Source organism: Candidatus Deferrimicrobiaceae bacterium, from assembly GCA_035256765.1.
GTDB lineage: Bacteria > Desulfobacterota > Deferrimicrobia > Deferrimicrobiales > Deferrimicrobiaceae > CSP1-8.
In genome coordinates this window covers 1-14,536 of sequence record DATEXR010000174.1, presented here as the reverse complement: position 1 = coordinate 14,536, position 14,536 = coordinate 1, and the positions used below count along the sequence as shown (strand labels likewise).

Below are 14,536 nucleotides of genomic sequence, written 5' to 3'. Positions count from 1 at the left end.
TAAACGACCGATTGCCCCTCCTTGAGCGTCCGGTACCCGTCCATCCGGATCGCCGTGTAGTGCACGAATACGTCCTTATCTCCGTCTTGCTCGATAAACCCGTACCCCTTCGTCTCGTTGAACCACTTCACCTTCCCGGTGCGCTTCATGGGTGAAACCTCCCCAAGGTGTCAGGTTTGCCACTTGCTTATCATAAGAAGAAACGCCTGTCAATAAACAGCCACGAATATACGGATCCCCCGGCAAGATCTCCCTCTTCCCGGGGTACGGTGACGATAGGAGCGGGAAAGCCGGGAAAGGAAAAGCGCGGAAGCGGGCGGGATGTCGTTAGGGCAGCGTCTTGTAAATACAAGGATACCGAGACCGTCTGCGCGCACAGGGCGTAGCGGGGGGTTCCTCGCAGCGGCCTATGGAGCGAGGCAAATATTGCGTCGAGCGGAATCGGCAGCGAGCGGGCGCAAGGTCGCGAGCGTAGCGGAGAGGAAGCCCCCCGCGAGCCCGTGCGCGGAATGGCCGTCTGTCCCGGGCTATCCCGGCGGCGGATCGGTGCGTCAGCCTATTTGCCAGACACTGCGCTAAGGGGGGCTCTTTTTGCTGCGGGGAGCGGGAAGGGAAGGGGCATCCTCTTTCCGGTCCAGGGGGATTACGATCTCCTTCTTCCCCAGGAGCCCGAGCTCACGGCGTGCGATCTCCTCGATGTACGAGGCATTCGACCGTAGTTTCTCCACCTCCTGACGGAGCTGCTCGTTCTCCTCGCGCAGCCTGTTGTTCTCGACCGCAAGTTGCTTCTGCTTGGCGTAGAGGTTGAGGGTGCTGACGACCCCCACCTCTCCCAGAAGGGAAAACAGGAGAGCCAGGAGGGCAATTCCCCCGATGACCAGTGCCGGCCATCGCTTCTTCAACCAGGGTTTTTGCTCTTGGAACATTCCTACGTCACCCGAAAAGGATCCCTTTGGAAAGTTCGATTACGGACCGGGGCGTAAACGCTTCCCTCGCGATGGCCCGGTACGGCGCATCCCCGGCAAACACCGACCAGAGGATATGCGCCTGCGACCCCTTCCCCCCCGCCGCATCACCGGACACGCACTTGAGGTAGGCGTCCGAAAGCCGTCCCTTCCGGAGAACCCCCTCATAGATGCCGAAGAGAACCCTGCCCCAGAAATTATCATAGCGGAATTGCCGGATGCACGGTCGATAGAAATGATCCCTGAGGTTCTTTTCCGATATGCCGAATCGAAGGATCGCCTCCGCGAGAATTCGGGAGGTGTCGTAGGAGGACTCGATCCCGTTTTTCAGATATCGCGAAATGAACGCATCTCCCACGATCGCAACCCGGTCCGAAAAGGGTTTTCGGGCGAACCCGACCGGGACTTTCGGGTGGCAATGGCAAAGGACCTTCGAGCCTGGGGGAAGCAATCCGGAAAAAACCGGATTTTCCGTTCGTTCCCGCTCGAGATCCGCGATCCGGACGTGCTCGCCGATTCCCGTCAGCGTGAGGAAGTTGTCCTTCGGCGTAATCGCGAGGAAACGGATCGCCCTGCCCCGGGCGGGAAGGATATGGATCCGGTTCTTGAGCCTCTCCACGATGAACTCGTTGTCCGCCGGCAATTCGGCCTGGACGGTGTGCCACGTGCGCGGGGGATCGTATCCCGAAGCGAGCTTCCTCGTGAACGCGGTGTTTACCCCAAAAGCCCCGACCAGAAAATCGAACTCCCGGGTTTGCCCTGCGTCCGTCCCCAGCCGGAATCCCCGGGCGGTCCGGTCGAAACTCTCCACGCGTTCGTGGACGAACTCCGCTCCCCAGGCAACCGCCGAGTCGAGCAGGTACTGGTCGAAGCTTTTCCGACCCTCCGGGGAAACGACCGGTCCTGCGCCCCGGAAAACGGTGTAGATTTCCCCGCGCTCCGGGTTCAAAATGTTCACCGATATGTCCCTTCCGTGAATCTCGTACCCGTCGGCAATCCGCCGGACGACCCGTTCATCCAAAGTCAACCCGAGACGTTCGATCTTTTTCACCATCTCGCCGCCGATCGCACCAGCGCACATGTTGCAGCCCGATGGTCCCGAGGATTCGAACGTTTTCCGGTCGAACAGAATGATCCTGGCGGTTCGTCCCGATTCCCGGAGAAGTTTGAGAAAATGAAGCGCGAAGAAAGTGCCTGCCGGACCGGCGCCGATGACTCCGATCGTCGCCCCGTCGGGCAGCGGTTTCACCGGCGCGGCCCTCCCATCCAGTGCAGCGTCCCGCAAATGGTCTGCCGCACCGATCCGCCGCCGGGATCGCCCGGGACAGGCGGCCATTCCGCGCACGGGGCGCTGCACTAGAAATCCACCCCGATCGTTCCCGTCGAGCCGGACGAGGTACCGCCTCCTCCGCCTCCCCCGCTGCCGGCGGCCGCAACCCCCGCGACAGCCACTCCCAGCAGCGTCCAGATCCACCATTTCCGGTACCAGGAAGACCCCGCCGTGTCCGATTCCCCCCGTACCGGCCAGCCTGCCCCCGCAAGCAATTCCGTCGCGGATGCCGCGACCGGCACGTATCCCTGATCTCCTTCGCCCCACGCAACCGTCCCCAGCGTTTTCGGAACCTCCTCTCCCTGTGCCAGAGAGAGGACGCGCAAAACGAGCCCTCCCCTCCCCTCCTCGAGCAGGAGGAGGGCAACTCTTCTCGCCCCCGATTCCGCCATCATTCGGGAAAGCAGGGGGCCCGCCTCTTTTCCGTCGGGGGAAGAGGCGAGGAGTTCCGCCAGGACGGCATTCCCGTCGGGGACGAGGGAAAATTCCAGAGCCTCGGAATCGCCCGGAAGCCACTGTCCCGTTCGTTCGCCCGGCTGGTACCCTTCCGCGAACACCGCGATCGAAACGGGACCCCATGCGGCGACAGGGACGCGGCCCGGCGTCCTCCCCGCCTCCTTGCCGTCAAGAACGATCCTCGCCCCCGAGGGGAGGGAGGTCACGAGGAGTTCGGCCTGCGGGGGGACACGCTTCCCGGACCGGCTCCAGGCTTCGAGGAACAGGGGGGAAAAGATCGCAGGGTCCGGATCGAATTCGGGGCGGAGAACCCGGGATCGCGCCAGCATCTCTTCGGCTTTTCCCGCATTCCCCTCCCACAGGGAGAGGAGTCCCCTTCGGAGGAACACCTCCGCGAGATACGGTCTCGTGGTTTCTCCGAACCGGAAAGAGCGGGCTAAAATTTCCGCATCGGCAAGCTGTTCGGCCGCCTCCTTCGTCTCCATCCTGTCCATGAGGCGAGCCGCTTCGGCAAGCTTCGCCGCGATCCTCTCGAGGGCCTTGCCGTCGGCAACCGGAAACGCGTCCGCCGATACGGTCACGCCGCCCCCGGGAGGTCCCGGCGGCAGCCACCGTACGCGCAACTCCTTCTCCAAAATGAGTTGCACCGCGCCCAGTTCCGTTTTTGCAACGTCTTGAGGGATCGAGGCCACGGAAACCTTGAGCAGAATACAGGGCTCGGCGGTCGATTCCCCCATCGCCGGAGGCACACCTCCTGCGCTTGCGAAAAAAATCAGGGACAGGAAGAGGGCAATCGGCCTACGTGCGCTTGACGTAAATTTCATCGGTGATGTCCTTGTCGACGGCAACGGTCGTCTCCCCGATTTCCAGCACGAAGGAGGGATTCTTCTGGAGGAGGCGGATCCGGCTGCCGGGGACGATCCCGAGAGAGCTCAGTTTATCGAGACGTTTCCGGGACTTCGGGGTGATGAACACGATTCGGACTTCCTCGCTCAGGATCGCGTCCGACAACCGGGTCACGAGCGGCTTGATCTCGGTGCGGATCTTGTCGCAGCATTCCCCCCGGGGGATCGGCCTTCCGTGGGGGCACACGGGCGGGTGCCCCAGGAAGGTGCAGACGCTTTCCGTCACGGCTTTCGTGAGGATGTGTTCGAACTTGCAGGCGCTGCTCTCGACCTGGCTGTTGTCGAGGTCGAACAGGTTGTTGAGCAGCACCTCCGCCAGGCGGTGCCTCCGTATGATCACCCGCGCCCGCTCTTCCCCCGGCTTGGTGAGTCTGACGTCGTCGCCCGACGCTTCCACCAGGCCCGCGGCGGCGAGGTCCTCGATGAGCTTCTCCGGCTGGTCCTCTTCCGTCCTCCGGAGGAGCTGGGACCGGGTCGCCCTCCCTTCCTCGCGGAGGGTCCACACGAGTTCGAGGATTTCGTCCTGCGCGTATTCGGTCATCTTCGGGATCCTTTCGCAAGCAGGGATCGAACGAAATTCACCACCTTCGACTCGGGCACGGGGAACGAGTAATGGCATCGGGGGCAGCACACGAGGGAGCAGCCTTTCCCCAGGGGGCACCCGGTACGGCACCCGCGCTCTTCCGTGTCTATCTCATATTGGCAAAGAGGGCAACGGATTTTCAAGAAATCTCCCCCCCCTAAAACCGGATGCCCAGGAACCGGGAGGCGAAATTGACCGCTGCGCCGACCAGCACGGCAAACGGGAAGATGAACAGGGCCATCCCCGCCGCCACCTTCGATCCCTGTTCCTTGATGATGACGAGAAAATTCGCGAGGCAGGGGATGAAGAGAGTGATCGTGACGAGGCTCACGACCACCTGGAGATGGGTCAGAAGCCCAGCGCGCGCCATGTCGAAAAGCCCCGCCGCTCCGTAATCCCTCCGTAAAAATCCGATCAGGAACGCCTCGGTGGTCTTGGGAGGCAGGTCCAGCATCCCGACGACGATCGGCTCCGCAACCTTCTGCATCCACAGGAGCCACCCCAGGCGGTCCGCGACGAATAGGATGAAGGTCCCGATCACAAAGAGGGGTACGGCCTCCCGGAGGTACCACTCGATGCGGGCCATCGTCTTGATCGCGAGGTTTCCCATCTGCGGCATCCGGATCGGAGGAATCTCGAGGATGAAATCGGAGGACTCCCCCGGGATGACCTTGGAGGCCAGATATCCCACCGCGAGGATCACCCCCACGATGATCCCCACCCACGTCACGGTCGCGACGGGCCCGATGTCCGAGAGCATCCCGAGAATGACTCCGAGCTGGGCGGAGCACGGGATGCCGAGAGCGAGAAGAAGGGTCACGATCAGTCGTTCCTTCCGGGTCTCCAGGATCCGGGTCGTAAGCGTGGCCATCGTGTCGCAGCCGAGCCCCAGGATCATGGGGAGGACCGCCTTGCCGTTGCAGCCGATCTTTTTGAAGATCCGGTCCACCATGACCGCGAGGCGGGGCAGGTAGCCGGAGTCTTCCAGGATCCCGAACCCGAGGAAGAATGTCCCCACGATCGGCAGAACGATGGCGATCGCGTAGGAGAGCGCCATGGAGATGATCCCGTAGGGTCCCACGAGCAAGTCCCGGAGAATCGCCCAGGGGATCGTCCTCTCCACCGCCCAGGCGGTCGCGGGCACGACCCATTTCCCGAACAGGCCCCCTTCCAAAAGGTCTACGAGGAAGCCCGCCCCGAAGACTCCGACGAACTCGTACGCCAGAACCAGGACGAGGAAAAGGATCGGAATGCCGAAAAGGGGGTGCATGGAGTATGTCCCGAACATGTGCGCCCAGTCCCTTCCCTGCCTCGCGCCCGGTTCCTCCCCCAGTTCGGAGAGGAAAGAATCGATCCAGGCGAGACGGGCCTGGTTGATCCGGTAGGAGATGTCCTCCCCGGTTTCCTCCACAAGGCGGTTCCGCACGGCGTTCATTTCCCGGATTTCTTCCGCGGAAACATTTTCCGCGAGCCACGGCGCCAGGGAGTCGTCCCCGCAAAGAAGCATGATGGCGAGGGAGCGTTTGCCGACCGGTGTCGCATCCGGCAGGAGGAGCTCGATCCGGGAGATGGCGCGCTCGTTCGATCCCCCGTAATCGAGACGGAAGGAGGAAGGGGAAGCGTTCTCCAGAAGCGGCTTGATCCGGTCGACCCCCTTCTTCCGGACGGCGACGGTGGGCACGGCCGGCACGCCGAATCTTCCTTCCAGTCCCTCCAGTTTCGGCATGACCCCTCGATTGCGCGCCTCGTCCGCCATGTTCACGTCGATCACGAGGGGGACCCCCATCTCCGCGAGCTGGATCGTGATCAAAAGGGACCGGCGCATGTTCTTGGCGTCGCACACCTGCAGGACGACGGCCCCGGGTTCCCTCATCAGGATGTCCCTTGTCACCCGCTCGTCCTCGGACATGGGCAACAGCGAATACACCCCGGGGGTATCGATGACCTCCAGGGACTTTCCGCGTTCCCGGGTCTTCCCCCTCGACACCTCGACCGTGGTCCCCGGATAGTTGGAAACGGTTACGTACCTGCCCGTCAGGTGCCCGAAGATCACGCTTTTCCCCACGTTGGGGTTCCCGACCAGGATGACTTTTCCCGCAACCTTAGGGGGAACAACAAGCGATTTTCTCATCGGCCCCCCGTTCTTCCATTCCCCGGCGCGCATTGGCGGCAATATCCGTAGATGTCCAGTCTGTGCATCGTGGGCAGGAAACCGTGTTCTTTCGCCACCTGTTCCTGAAGGGTTTCGATCCGCGGTTCCTTGAACTCGGAGACCACTCCGCATTCCTGGCATACCAGGTGGTCATGGTGCGCCACGAGATTGCTCTCGTACCTCTTGAGCCCGTCCCCGAAATCGAGCTCTTTCGCATAGCCGAGTCTTGCGAGAAGTTTCACCGTGCGGTAGACGGTCGCGGATCCGACGGAACGGTTCCGCTTCCGGACGGCATGGGTGAGCTCTTCCACGGTCACATGCGTTCCCGTCCGGAAGAAGACCTCGATCACCCGTGCCCGGCTTTTGCTTCGTTTCCCTCCGATCGCCGCGATTTCGGAGTTTATGCGCTGCAGAAGGGTTTCCAAAGGGAGGGGAAATGCTCCAAAATGAATTTGCAATTCATTATCATGTTATAGGGGACTCCCCGACCCGTCAAGCGGATTCTTCCTCCCGAACCCCCGGAGGAAAAAAAAGCGGCCCCTGAAGGGCCGCTTCCCGATTCTTTCCGCTCCCCGGCGATCGGAGGATGGTTCCGTTATCCGGACCCTTCCTTCGCCTTTTTCCTTTTCGTCGTTTTCTTCTTCTCCCCTTCGTCCCCTGCCTTCTTGCCCCGGAGGGTCGGGGGGTTCTTTCCGGCCGCCTTTCCCGTCGTGCGAACCGGCTTTCTTTTTTTGGCCGATTCTTCCGCCGGTTTCGCCTTCGCCGCCGCCGCTTTCTTTGTCTTCCCTTTTTTCGTCTTCGCCTTCTTCTCCTCCGCGGGGAGATACTCGAGGATCGCCAGTTCGGAACCGTCGCCTGCCCGATACCCCGTCCTCACGATCCGGGTGTATCCTCCTTCGCGTCCCGCGAATCGTGCCGCGAGGCCGGAGAAGATCTTCTCCGTGTTCTCCTTGTCGCTGAGCAGGGAAAACGTCCGCCTTCTCGCGTGCGTGGTGTCCTTTTTCCCGAGCGTGATCAGGCGATCCGCCAGCCTGCGTACCTCCTTCGCCTTGGCAACCGTCGTCTCGATCCGTTCCGACCGCACGAGCGCATTCATCATGTTGCGCAACAAGGCTTTCCGATGGCCGGGGTTCCGCCCGAGTTTCCTGTGGGCTATGGCGTGTCGCATGATTCGTCCTCGCGGTTCGTCATTTTCGTCAGTCTTCTTCCCGGGGGGGCGCGTACCTCTCCGGCGTGAACCCTTCCACTTTCATCCCGAGGGAAAGACCCATCTCGTGCAGGACATCCTTGATTTCGTTCAGGCTCTTCTTCCCGAAGTTTTTCGTCTTGAGCATCTCCTGTTCGGATCTCTGCACCAGTTCGCCGATGTACTTGATATCGGCGTTTTTCAGGCAGTTATACGCCCGGACCGAAAGTTCGAGCTCCTCGACCGGCTTGTACAGGTTCTCGTTGACGGCCCCCTCCTCGAGAATCGCAACTTCCTCGGGCATTTCCACTTCCTCGTCGAAATTGATGAACACGGTCAGCTGGTCCTTCAGGATCTTCGCCGCGTACGCGACGGCGTCCGCGGGAAGGATGGCCCCGTCGGTCCATACTTCCAGGATCAGGCGGTCGTAATCGGTCTGCTGCCCGACCCGGGCGTTCGTGACCGTGAAATTCACCCTCTTCACGGGGGAGAAGATGGCGTCGATCGGGATCGTTCCGATCGGGGCCCCCTCCTCGAGATTCCTTTCTGCGGGAACGTATCCCTTTCCCATGCGAACGGTCATTTCCATCTTCAGGGAGGCATTCTCGGACAACTCCGCGATGTGGTGCTCCCTGTTCAGGATCTCCACCATCGGGTCGGCCTGGATGTGGGAGGCGTTTACGCGTTTTGGTCCTTTTGCCGAAAGGGTAATGACCCGCGGCTCGGGCGAGTGCATCCTCAGCCGGATTTCCTTGAGATTCAGAACAATGTCGGTGACATCCTCGACGACGCCGACCATCGTGGAATATTCGTGCTGCACGTTCTCGACCCGGACCGATGTGATCGCGGTCCCCTGGAGCGAGGAGAGAAGAACCCTGCGGAGAGCGTTTCCGAGCGTGGTCCCGAACCCTCTTTCGAGAGGCTCTGCGATGAATTTCCCGTAATACCCCGTTGCCGTGTCCGTGGCCACGTCGATGCGGCGCGGCCGGATCAGTTGTTTCCAATTTCGCTGGAACATGCTACCCCCTTCTCCTGTAGGGAAAGTCTACTTCGAATAAAGTTCTACGATCAGCTGTTCCTGGATCGGCTCGGTGATATCCGCCCGTGAGGGGAGCATCTTGACGCTGCCGCGAAATTTTTCCCGGTCCAGTTCCAGCCAGGCCGGAATGCCCTTCCGTACCACGGCGTCCAGGGCCTCGTTGACGGACAGGTTCTTCCTGCTTCGCTCCCGCATTTCGACCACCTCGCCGGAACGGACGCTGTACGAGGGAATGTCGACCCTTCGTCCCTCCACGAGAAAGTGGCCGTGCCGGACCAGCTGCCGGCTCTCGCGGCGCGTCACGGCAAACCCGAGTTTGTACACCACGTTGTCCAGGCGCCTCTCGAGAAGGATCAGGAGGTTGTCGCCGGTCTTCCCTTTCATCCGGTCCGCCTTCTCGAAGTAGTTGTGGAACTGCTTCTCCAGAAGGCCGTAGATTCGCCTCGCCTTCTGCTTCTCCCGGAGCTGGACCCCGTAGTCGCTATGCTTGGGACGGCGCTGCCCGTGCTGCCCGGGAGGATATCCTCTGCGCTTGAAGGCGCATTTGTCGGTAAAGCAACGGTCCCCCTTCAGGTACAACTCCATTCCTTCGCGTCGGCAAAGACGGCAAACTGCTTCACGATACCTGGCCAAAGAAATTCCTCCTGTGATCCCGGTTTGCTTCTTTCACACCCTTCGCCGTTTCGGGGGACGGCAGCCGTTGTGCGGAATGGGGGTGACATCGCGGATGTAGTTGATCTTGAGGCCTGCGGCCTGCAAGGTCCGCAAGGCCGCCTCCCTTCCCGAGCCGGGACCCTTGATGTAGACCGTCAGGGAATTGACCCCGTACTCCATCGCCTTTTTCGCGACTTCCTCCGCGGCGACGGTCGCCGCGAATGGGGTGCTCTTCCTGGATCCCTTGAACCCTTTGGACCCGGAACTGCACCAGGCCAGGGCGTTGCCGTCCAGATCGGTGATCGTGATGATCGTGTTGTTGAACGTCGCCTTGATGTGGGCCACGCCCACGGGGACGTTCTTGCGTACTTTCTTCTTTCCTTTTTTCCTCGGCGTTGCCATCGTGCCTCCGAATTCCCGCATCCCGCGGGTGGGGGATATCCCGTCCCCTCTATTTTTTCGCCGGTTCCTTCTTTCTTGCCACCGCGCCCTTGCGGGGTCCTTTCCTTGTCCGGGCGTTGGTGTGGGTGCGCTGCCCCCTCGCCGGCAGCCCCTTGCGGTGCCGCAGTCCCCGGTACGACCCGAGATCCATCAAGCGCTTGATGTTCATCGAGACTTCCTTGCGCAGGTCCCCTTCCACGTGGTAATGGGCGTCGATGACGTCCCGGATGCGCGCGATCTGGTCCTCCGTCAGGGTATTCGTCCTCGTGTCGGGGGATACCCGCGCCTCCGTCAGAATCCTCAGGGCCGCCGTCGCACCGATCCCGTAGATATAGGTTAGCGCCGTCCCGATCTTCTTGGTCTTCGGAATGTCGACTCCGGCTATCCGTGCCAAACGTGCCTCCTCCCGACCCTCCCGGGTCGATCCCGTTTTACCCCTGTCGCTGCTTGTGTTTCGGGTTTTCGCAAATGACGCGAACGACGCCTTTCCGGCGTATCACCTTGCATTTCGCGCATACCTTCCTGACCGACGGCCTGACTTTCATCGCGTCCCTCTCCTACTTCGTTCTGTATACGATCCGGCCCCGCGTCAGGTCGTACGGCGTCAGCTGCACCGTGACGCGGTCGCCCGGCAAGATCTTGATGAAATGCATCCGCATCTTTCCCGATATGTGGGCGAGCACTTTCATCTTGTTGTCCAGCTCCACCCGAAACATGGCGTTGGGGAGTGGCTCGATGACCGTCCCCTCGACCTCGATCGCTTCTTCCTTCGGCATGTTCTCCTTTTCTCCGTTTCCCTCTCCACGTCAGGGGAGACTCAGGATCCGGCTCCCTTCCTCCGTGATGGCCACCATGTGTTCAAAGTGCGCTGACCTCTTCCGATCCCTCGTCACCACCGTCCACCCGTCCGGAAGAACCTCGACCGGGAATCCCCCCTCGTTGACCATGGGCTCGATGGCCAGGACCATTCCCGGCATGAGTTTCGGGCCGGTCCCCGGAGTACCGAAATTGGGGACCTGCGGTTCCTCGTGGAGGGCTCTTCCGATCCCGTGACCGACGAAATCCCGAACGACGGAGAACCCCGCGCCTTCCGCCTCCTCCTGGACGGCACTCGAGATATCCCCCAGCCGGTTTCCCGGCAGGGAGACCGCGATGGCCTTTTCGAGCGCCCGTTCGGTCGTCGAGAGAAGCTTTTCGGACCCGATCGAAATCTCCCCGACGGCGAAGGTCCGGGCCGCATCCCCGTAAAACCCGTCCAGCACCACCCCGAAATCGATGCTCACGATGTCCCCATCGCGAAGCACCCGGGTCCCGGACGGAATCCCGTGGACCACCTCCTCGTTGATGGAGGTGCAAAGGTTGGCGGGGTACCCGAGGTATCCCTTGAACGCCCCCTTCACCCCGTGTTTCGCTACGAATTCCTCCGCGATCTCCTCGAGATGAAGCGTCGCGACTCCCGACCTCACGTGCCTCTTCACTTCTTCAAAGAACCGACCGGCAATGGCGCCTGCACGGCGCATCGCCTCGATCTCCTGAGGCGATTTGATGATGATCATCGCTTATTGCAATATCTTCAAAATGTTTTGAAAGATCGCGTCGATTTCTCCCGAAGCCCTGACGGTCCGGATCTTCCCGGTCCCGCGGTAGTACTCGATCAGGGGCTCCGTGGACTTCTTGTAGTTCACCAGCCGGGTCCGGATCGTCTCCTCCTTGTCGTCCTCCCGCTGGGAGAGAGATCCCCCGCACTTGTCGCATTTTCCTTCCGCTTTCGGAGGGTTGAACCGGACATGGTACATGGCCCCGCATCCGGAGCAGGTCCGCCTCCCGCAGAGACGCTCCATGATCTCGCCCTCGTCCACCTCGAGAGAGAGGACGCTCGTGATCTCCTTGCCCAGTTCCTTCACGACGCGGTCGAGCGCCTGCGCCTGGGGGATCGTCCGGGGAAACCCGTCCAGGATGAACCCCTTTTCGCAATCCTTTTCCCGGAGCCGGTCCTTGACGATTCCGATGACGACCTCATCGGGAACCAGGCCGCCCTGGTCCATGTACGCCTTCGCCTTTCGTCCCATCTCGGTGCCGTTTTTCACGGCCTCGCGGAGCATGTCCCCCGTCGAGACCTGGGGAATGGAATAGGACGCGGAGAGCTTCTTCGCCTGCGTTCCCTTCCCGGACCCGGGCGCTCCCAACAGGATGATCCCCTTCATTGGCTATCCCCTCCTCCCCTTCATTTGTCCCTTCTTGAGGAACCCCTCGTAATGGCGGGTGATCAGGTGCGATTCGATCTGCTGGATCGTGTCCATGGCCACGCCGACCACGATGAGGAGCCCGGTTCCCCCGAAATAGAACGGGACGTTGAATCGACTGATGAGAATGCTGGGCAGAACGCAGATGGCCGAGACATACAGCGCGCCGCCCAGGGTGATTCGCGTCAGGATGCGGTCGATGTACTCCGCGGTCTTTTTCCCGGGGCGGATTCCGGGGACGAAGCCGCCGTATTTCTTCATGTTGTCCGCGACGTCGACCGGGTTGAAGGTCACCGCCGTGTAGAAATAACAGAAGAAGATGATGAACGCCACATACAGGGTCTCGTACGCAAGGTTCCCGGGGGTGAGCGCCTGGGATATCTTCTGCGTCACCGGGTGCTTGATGAAGTTCGCCAGCGTGGCCGGAAAGAGCAGGATCGAGGAAGCGAAGATCGGGGGAATGACCCCGGCGGTGTTCACTTTCAGCGGGAGATGGGTGCTCTGCCCGCCGTAGACCCGCCGCCCCACGATGCGCCTGGCGTACTGGACGGGGATCCGCCGGTGCGCCCGCTCGAAGTAGATGATGATCGCGACGACGGCCACCATGACCACGAGGATCAACAGGCCGACGAAGAGGCTCATTTCCCCCGTGCGGATCAGCGTGAACGTCCGGACGAGGCCGCTGGGAAACCGGGCGACGATGCCCGCGAAGATGATGAGGGAGATTCCGTTCCCGATCCCCCTTTCGGTGATCTGTTCCCCCAGCCACATGAGGAACGCCGTCCCCGACGTCAGGGTGAGGACGGTCATGAGACGGAACGACCATCCCGGCTGGTACACGACGGACCCGGCTTGCCCGATCCCGGCGACATTCTCGATCCCCACGGCGATCCCGAACCCCTGGATGATCGAAAGGACGATCGTCCCGTACCGGGTGTACTGGGTGATCTTTCGCCGGCCGAGTTCCCCCTCTTTCGAGAGCTTCTCCAGCTGCGGTATGACTACGGTCAACAGCTGGAGGATGATCGACGCGCTGATGTACGGCATGATCCCCAGCGTGAAGATCGAGAACCGGCTGACCGCCCCCCCCGAAAACATGTCGATCAGCCCGAAAAGGGTTCCGGACTGGCTTGCGAACAGGGCGGTGAGAGCCTGGGTGTCGATTCCCGGAGTCGGGATGTACACGCCGATCCGATAGACCGTAAGGAACATGGCGGTCACGAGGAGGCGCTTTTTCAGCTCCGGCACCTTGGTGATGTTCTGGAAAGCGTTCAGCAAGAGGGCGACACCTCCAGGATCCCGCCGGCGGCGGCGACTTTCCTTGCGGCTTCCTTGCTCGCCTTGTCGACCTTGACCGTCACGGCGCGCGTGACATCCCCTAGCCCGAGCAGTTTGACCCCGTCCCTGACGTTTTTCACGATCCCTGCCGCGCGCAGCGCGTCGACGTCCACGACCGACCCGGCGTCGAACCGGTTGAGGTCCTTCACATTGACGATGGAGTACTCCTTCCGGAACACGTTGCGGAACCCCCGCTTCGGGATTCTGCGCTGCAGAGGCATCTGGCCGCCTTCGTAGCCGGGCGGCGTTCCCCCGCCGCTCCGCGCGCGCAGCCCCTTCTCCCCGCGCCCCGCCGTTCTTCCCCAGCCCGAGCCTTTTCCCCTCCCGACACGCTTGCTGCCGGTTTTCGCCCCCTTGGCCGGTTTCCAATCGGAATGTTTCATCGCGATTCTCCCTCCTCCTCGACGTGGAGGAGAAACTTGATCTTTTCCACCATCCCCCGTATTTCGGGGGTATTTTTCCTGGTCACGGAGCGGTTCACCCGCGTGAGCCCCAGTCCCTTCACGACGCGCCGCACAGAGTCCGGCCGTCCGCTCAGTCCGCGGACAAGGGTTATGCGCAATTCGCCGCTCATGCCGGCACCCCGTTTTCCTTCTGCCCGCGCATCTCCTGGATCTGTTCCGGGGTCTTGAGCTGGGCGAGGCCGTCCATGGCCGCCTTCACCAGGTTGTGGGGATTGTTGCTCCCGAGCGATTTGGTCAGGATGTTCGTGATCCCCGAGGACTCGATCACCGCCCGGACGCCGCTTCCCGCGATCACCCCCGTTCCGGGAGACGCGGGCCGCATGATGACCTGGCTGGCGCCGAATTTCCCGGTGACCTCGAAGGGAATCGTCCCGTTGACCACCGGCACCCGGAGGAGATCCCTCTTTGCGTTCTGAACCGCCTTCCGGATCGCCTCGGGCACCTCGTTCGCCTTCCCCAGCCCCGAGCCGACGTGCCCGTTGCCGTCTCCGACCACAACGACCGCGCTGAAGGAAAACCTTCGCCCTCCCTTGACCACCTTGGCGACCCGGCTGATGTGGATCACCCGATCTTTCAGATCCAGTCCGTCAGGATTGACCCTCTTCAAACGCTCCTCCCTGTCCGCTCCCGGTTATTTCCTTAGCCCGCATTTCTCACCAGGGTTCGTCGCGAGGCGGTGGAGACGGGCGTGGATACAAGGCGCGCGACCGAGGGCCCCGGAGACGTAGTGGACACTACGTCGAGGAGCCCGACCGAGCGCAACGCAGTAGGCATGCCTGT

Annotated in this window: 18 protein-coding genes; all 18 read right to left on the bottom strand. The window is 61.8% G+C overall.

Annotated elements, in window-relative coordinates; all coding sequences use genetic code 11:
- Positions 1-575: 575 nt before the first annotated feature.
- The 18 genes from VJ307_06090 to rpsE all read right to left on the bottom strand — a co-directional run bounded on the left by VJ307_06090 (position 576) and on the right by rpsE (position 14,363).
- The gene (locus tag VJ307_06090) at positions 576-902 is read right to left on the bottom strand and encodes a septum formation initiator family protein (protein HJX73710.1); all 327 of its coding nucleotides are present in this window, start codon (positions 900-902) and stop codon (positions 576-578) included.
- A 31-nt stretch (positions 903-933) separates the two neighbouring features.
- The gene (locus VJ307_06085; protein HJX73709.1) at positions 934-2,214 is read right to left on the bottom strand and encodes a hypothetical protein; all 1,281 of its coding nucleotides are present in this window, start codon (positions 2,212-2,214) and stop codon (positions 934-936) included.
- A gap of 107 nt (positions 2,215-2,321) precedes the next feature.
- The gene (locus VJ307_06080; protein ID HJX73708.1) at positions 2,322-3,488 is read right to left on the bottom strand and encodes a PEGA domain-containing protein; all 1,167 of its coding nucleotides are present in this window, start codon (positions 3,486-3,488) and stop codon (positions 2,322-2,324) included.
- Positions 3,489-3,549: 61 nt separating this feature from the next.
- Positions 3,550-4,197, bottom strand: a complete 648-nt coding sequence (locus VJ307_06075) for a metal-dependent transcriptional regulator (GenBank protein HJX73707.1) — start codon at positions 4,195-4,197, stop codon at positions 3,550-3,552.
- A gap of 199 nt (positions 4,198-4,396) precedes the next feature.
- Entirely contained in the window at positions 4,397-6,370 is a 1,974-nt protein-coding gene (gene feoB, locus VJ307_06070) for a ferrous iron transport protein B (GenBank protein ID HJX73706.1), read from the bottom strand.
- Positions 6,367-6,816 (bottom strand): transcriptional repressor, encoded by a 450-nt coding sequence (locus tag VJ307_06065; GenBank protein HJX73705.1) that lies wholly within the window; start codon positions 6,814-6,816, stop codon positions 6,367-6,369. The genes feoB and VJ307_06065 overlap by 4 nt, the downstream gene beginning before the upstream one ends.
- Positions 6,817-6,986: 170 nt before the next feature.
- Positions 6,987-7,559 carry a 50S ribosomal protein L17 gene (gene rplQ / locus VJ307_06060; GenBank protein ID HJX73704.1) on the bottom strand — a complete coding sequence of 191 codons (573 nt, stop codon included), beginning with the start codon at positions 7,557-7,559 and terminating at the stop codon, positions 6,987-6,989.
- 28 nt (positions 7,560-7,587) lie between these two features.
- The gene (locus VJ307_06055; protein ID HJX73703.1) at positions 7,588-8,595 is read right to left on the bottom strand and encodes a DNA-directed RNA polymerase subunit alpha; all 1,008 of its coding nucleotides are present in this window, start codon (positions 8,593-8,595) and stop codon (positions 7,588-7,590) included.
- Between the two features lie 27 nt (positions 8,596-8,622).
- The gene (gene rpsD / locus VJ307_06050; protein ID HJX73702.1) at positions 8,623-9,249 is read right to left on the bottom strand and encodes a 30S ribosomal protein S4; all 627 of its coding nucleotides are present in this window, start codon (positions 9,247-9,249) and stop codon (positions 8,623-8,625) included.
- Between the two features lie 33 nt (positions 9,250-9,282).
- Positions 9,283-9,672 (bottom strand): 30S ribosomal protein S11, encoded by a 390-nt coding sequence (gene rpsK, locus VJ307_06045; protein HJX73701.1) that lies wholly within the window; start codon positions 9,670-9,672, stop codon positions 9,283-9,285.
- A gap of 49 nt (positions 9,673-9,721) precedes the next feature.
- Complete coding sequence (gene rpsM / locus VJ307_06040; protein ID HJX73700.1) at positions 9,722-10,105, bottom strand: 30S ribosomal protein S13; 384 nt, start codon at positions 10,103-10,105, stop codon at positions 9,722-9,724.
- A gap of 163 nt (positions 10,106-10,268) precedes the next feature.
- A complete protein-coding gene (gene infA, locus VJ307_06035; protein HJX73699.1) occupies positions 10,269-10,487 on the bottom strand; it encodes a translation initiation factor IF-1 in 219 nt (72 codons plus the stop codon).
- Positions 10,488-10,517: 30 nt separating this feature from the next.
- Complete coding sequence (gene map / locus VJ307_06030) at positions 10,518-11,267, bottom strand: type I methionyl aminopeptidase (GenBank protein ID HJX73698.1); 750 nt, start codon at positions 11,265-11,267, stop codon at positions 10,518-10,520.
- A 3-nt stretch (positions 11,268-11,270) separates the two neighbouring features.
- Positions 11,271-11,915: an adenylate kinase gene (locus tag VJ307_06025; GenBank protein HJX73697.1), complete on the bottom strand. Its 645-nt coding sequence runs from the start codon at positions 11,913-11,915 to the stop codon at positions 11,271-11,273.
- Between the two features lie 3 nt (positions 11,916-11,918).
- A complete protein-coding gene (gene secY, locus VJ307_06020; GenBank protein HJX73696.1) occupies positions 11,919-13,232 on the bottom strand; it encodes a preprotein translocase subunit SecY in 1,314 nt (437 codons plus the stop codon).
- Positions 13,226-13,675, bottom strand: a complete 450-nt coding sequence (gene rplO / locus VJ307_06015; protein ID HJX73695.1) for a 50S ribosomal protein L15 — start codon at positions 13,673-13,675, stop codon at positions 13,226-13,228. The genes secY and rplO overlap by 7 nt, the downstream gene beginning before the upstream one ends.
- Entirely contained in the window at positions 13,672-13,866 is a 195-nt protein-coding gene (gene rpmD, locus VJ307_06010; GenBank protein ID HJX73694.1) for a 50S ribosomal protein L30, read from the bottom strand. The genes rplO and rpmD overlap by 4 nt, the downstream gene beginning before the upstream one ends.
- Positions 13,863-14,363, bottom strand: a complete 501-nt coding sequence (gene rpsE, locus VJ307_06005) for a 30S ribosomal protein S5 (GenBank protein ID HJX73693.1) — start codon at positions 14,361-14,363, stop codon at positions 13,863-13,865. The genes rpmD and rpsE overlap by 4 nt, the downstream gene beginning before the upstream one ends.
- Positions 14,364-14,536: the final 173 nt, after the last annotated feature.

Bases quoted from the DNA above. Each gene is read 5' to 3' on its own strand.
- VJ307_06055 (HJX73703.1), bottom strand. From the start codon at position 8,595: ATGTTCCAGCGAAATTGGAAACAACTGATCCGGCCGCGCCGCATCGAC.
- VJ307_06075 (HJX73707.1), bottom strand. From the start codon at position 4,197: ATGACCGAATACGCGCAGGACGAAATCCTCGAACTCGTGTGGACCCTC.
- rplQ (HJX73704.1), bottom strand. From the start codon at position 7,559: ATGCGACACGCCATAGCCCACAGGAAACTCGGGCGGAACCCCGGCCAT.
- rplO (HJX73695.1), bottom strand. From the start codon at position 13,675: ATGAAACATTCCGATTGGAAACCGGCCAAGGGGGCGAAAACCGGCAGC.
- feoB (HJX73706.1), bottom strand. From the start codon at position 6,370: ATGAGAAAATCGCTTGTTGTTCCCCCTAAGGTTGCGGGAAAAGTCATC.
- map (HJX73698.1), bottom strand. From the start codon at position 11,267: ATGATCATCATCAAATCGCCTCAGGAGATCGAGGCGATGCGCCGTGCA.
- rpmD (HJX73694.1), bottom strand. From the start codon at position 13,866: ATGAGCGGCGAATTGCGCATAACCCTTGTCCGCGGACTGAGCGGACGG.
- VJ307_06025 (HJX73697.1), bottom strand. From the start codon at position 11,915: ATGAAGGGGATCATCCTGTTGGGAGCGCCCGGGTCCGGGAAGGGAACG.
- infA (HJX73699.1), bottom strand. From the start codon at position 10,487: ATGCCGAAGGAAGAAGCGATCGAGGTCGAGGGGACGGTCATCGAGCCA.
- VJ307_06080 (HJX73708.1), bottom strand. From the start codon at position 3,488: ATGGGGGAATCGACCGCCGAGCCCTGTATTCTGCTCAAGGTTTCCGTG.
- rpsK (HJX73701.1), bottom strand. From the start codon at position 9,672: ATGGCAACGCCGAGGAAAAAAGGAAAGAAGAAAGTACGCAAGAACGTC.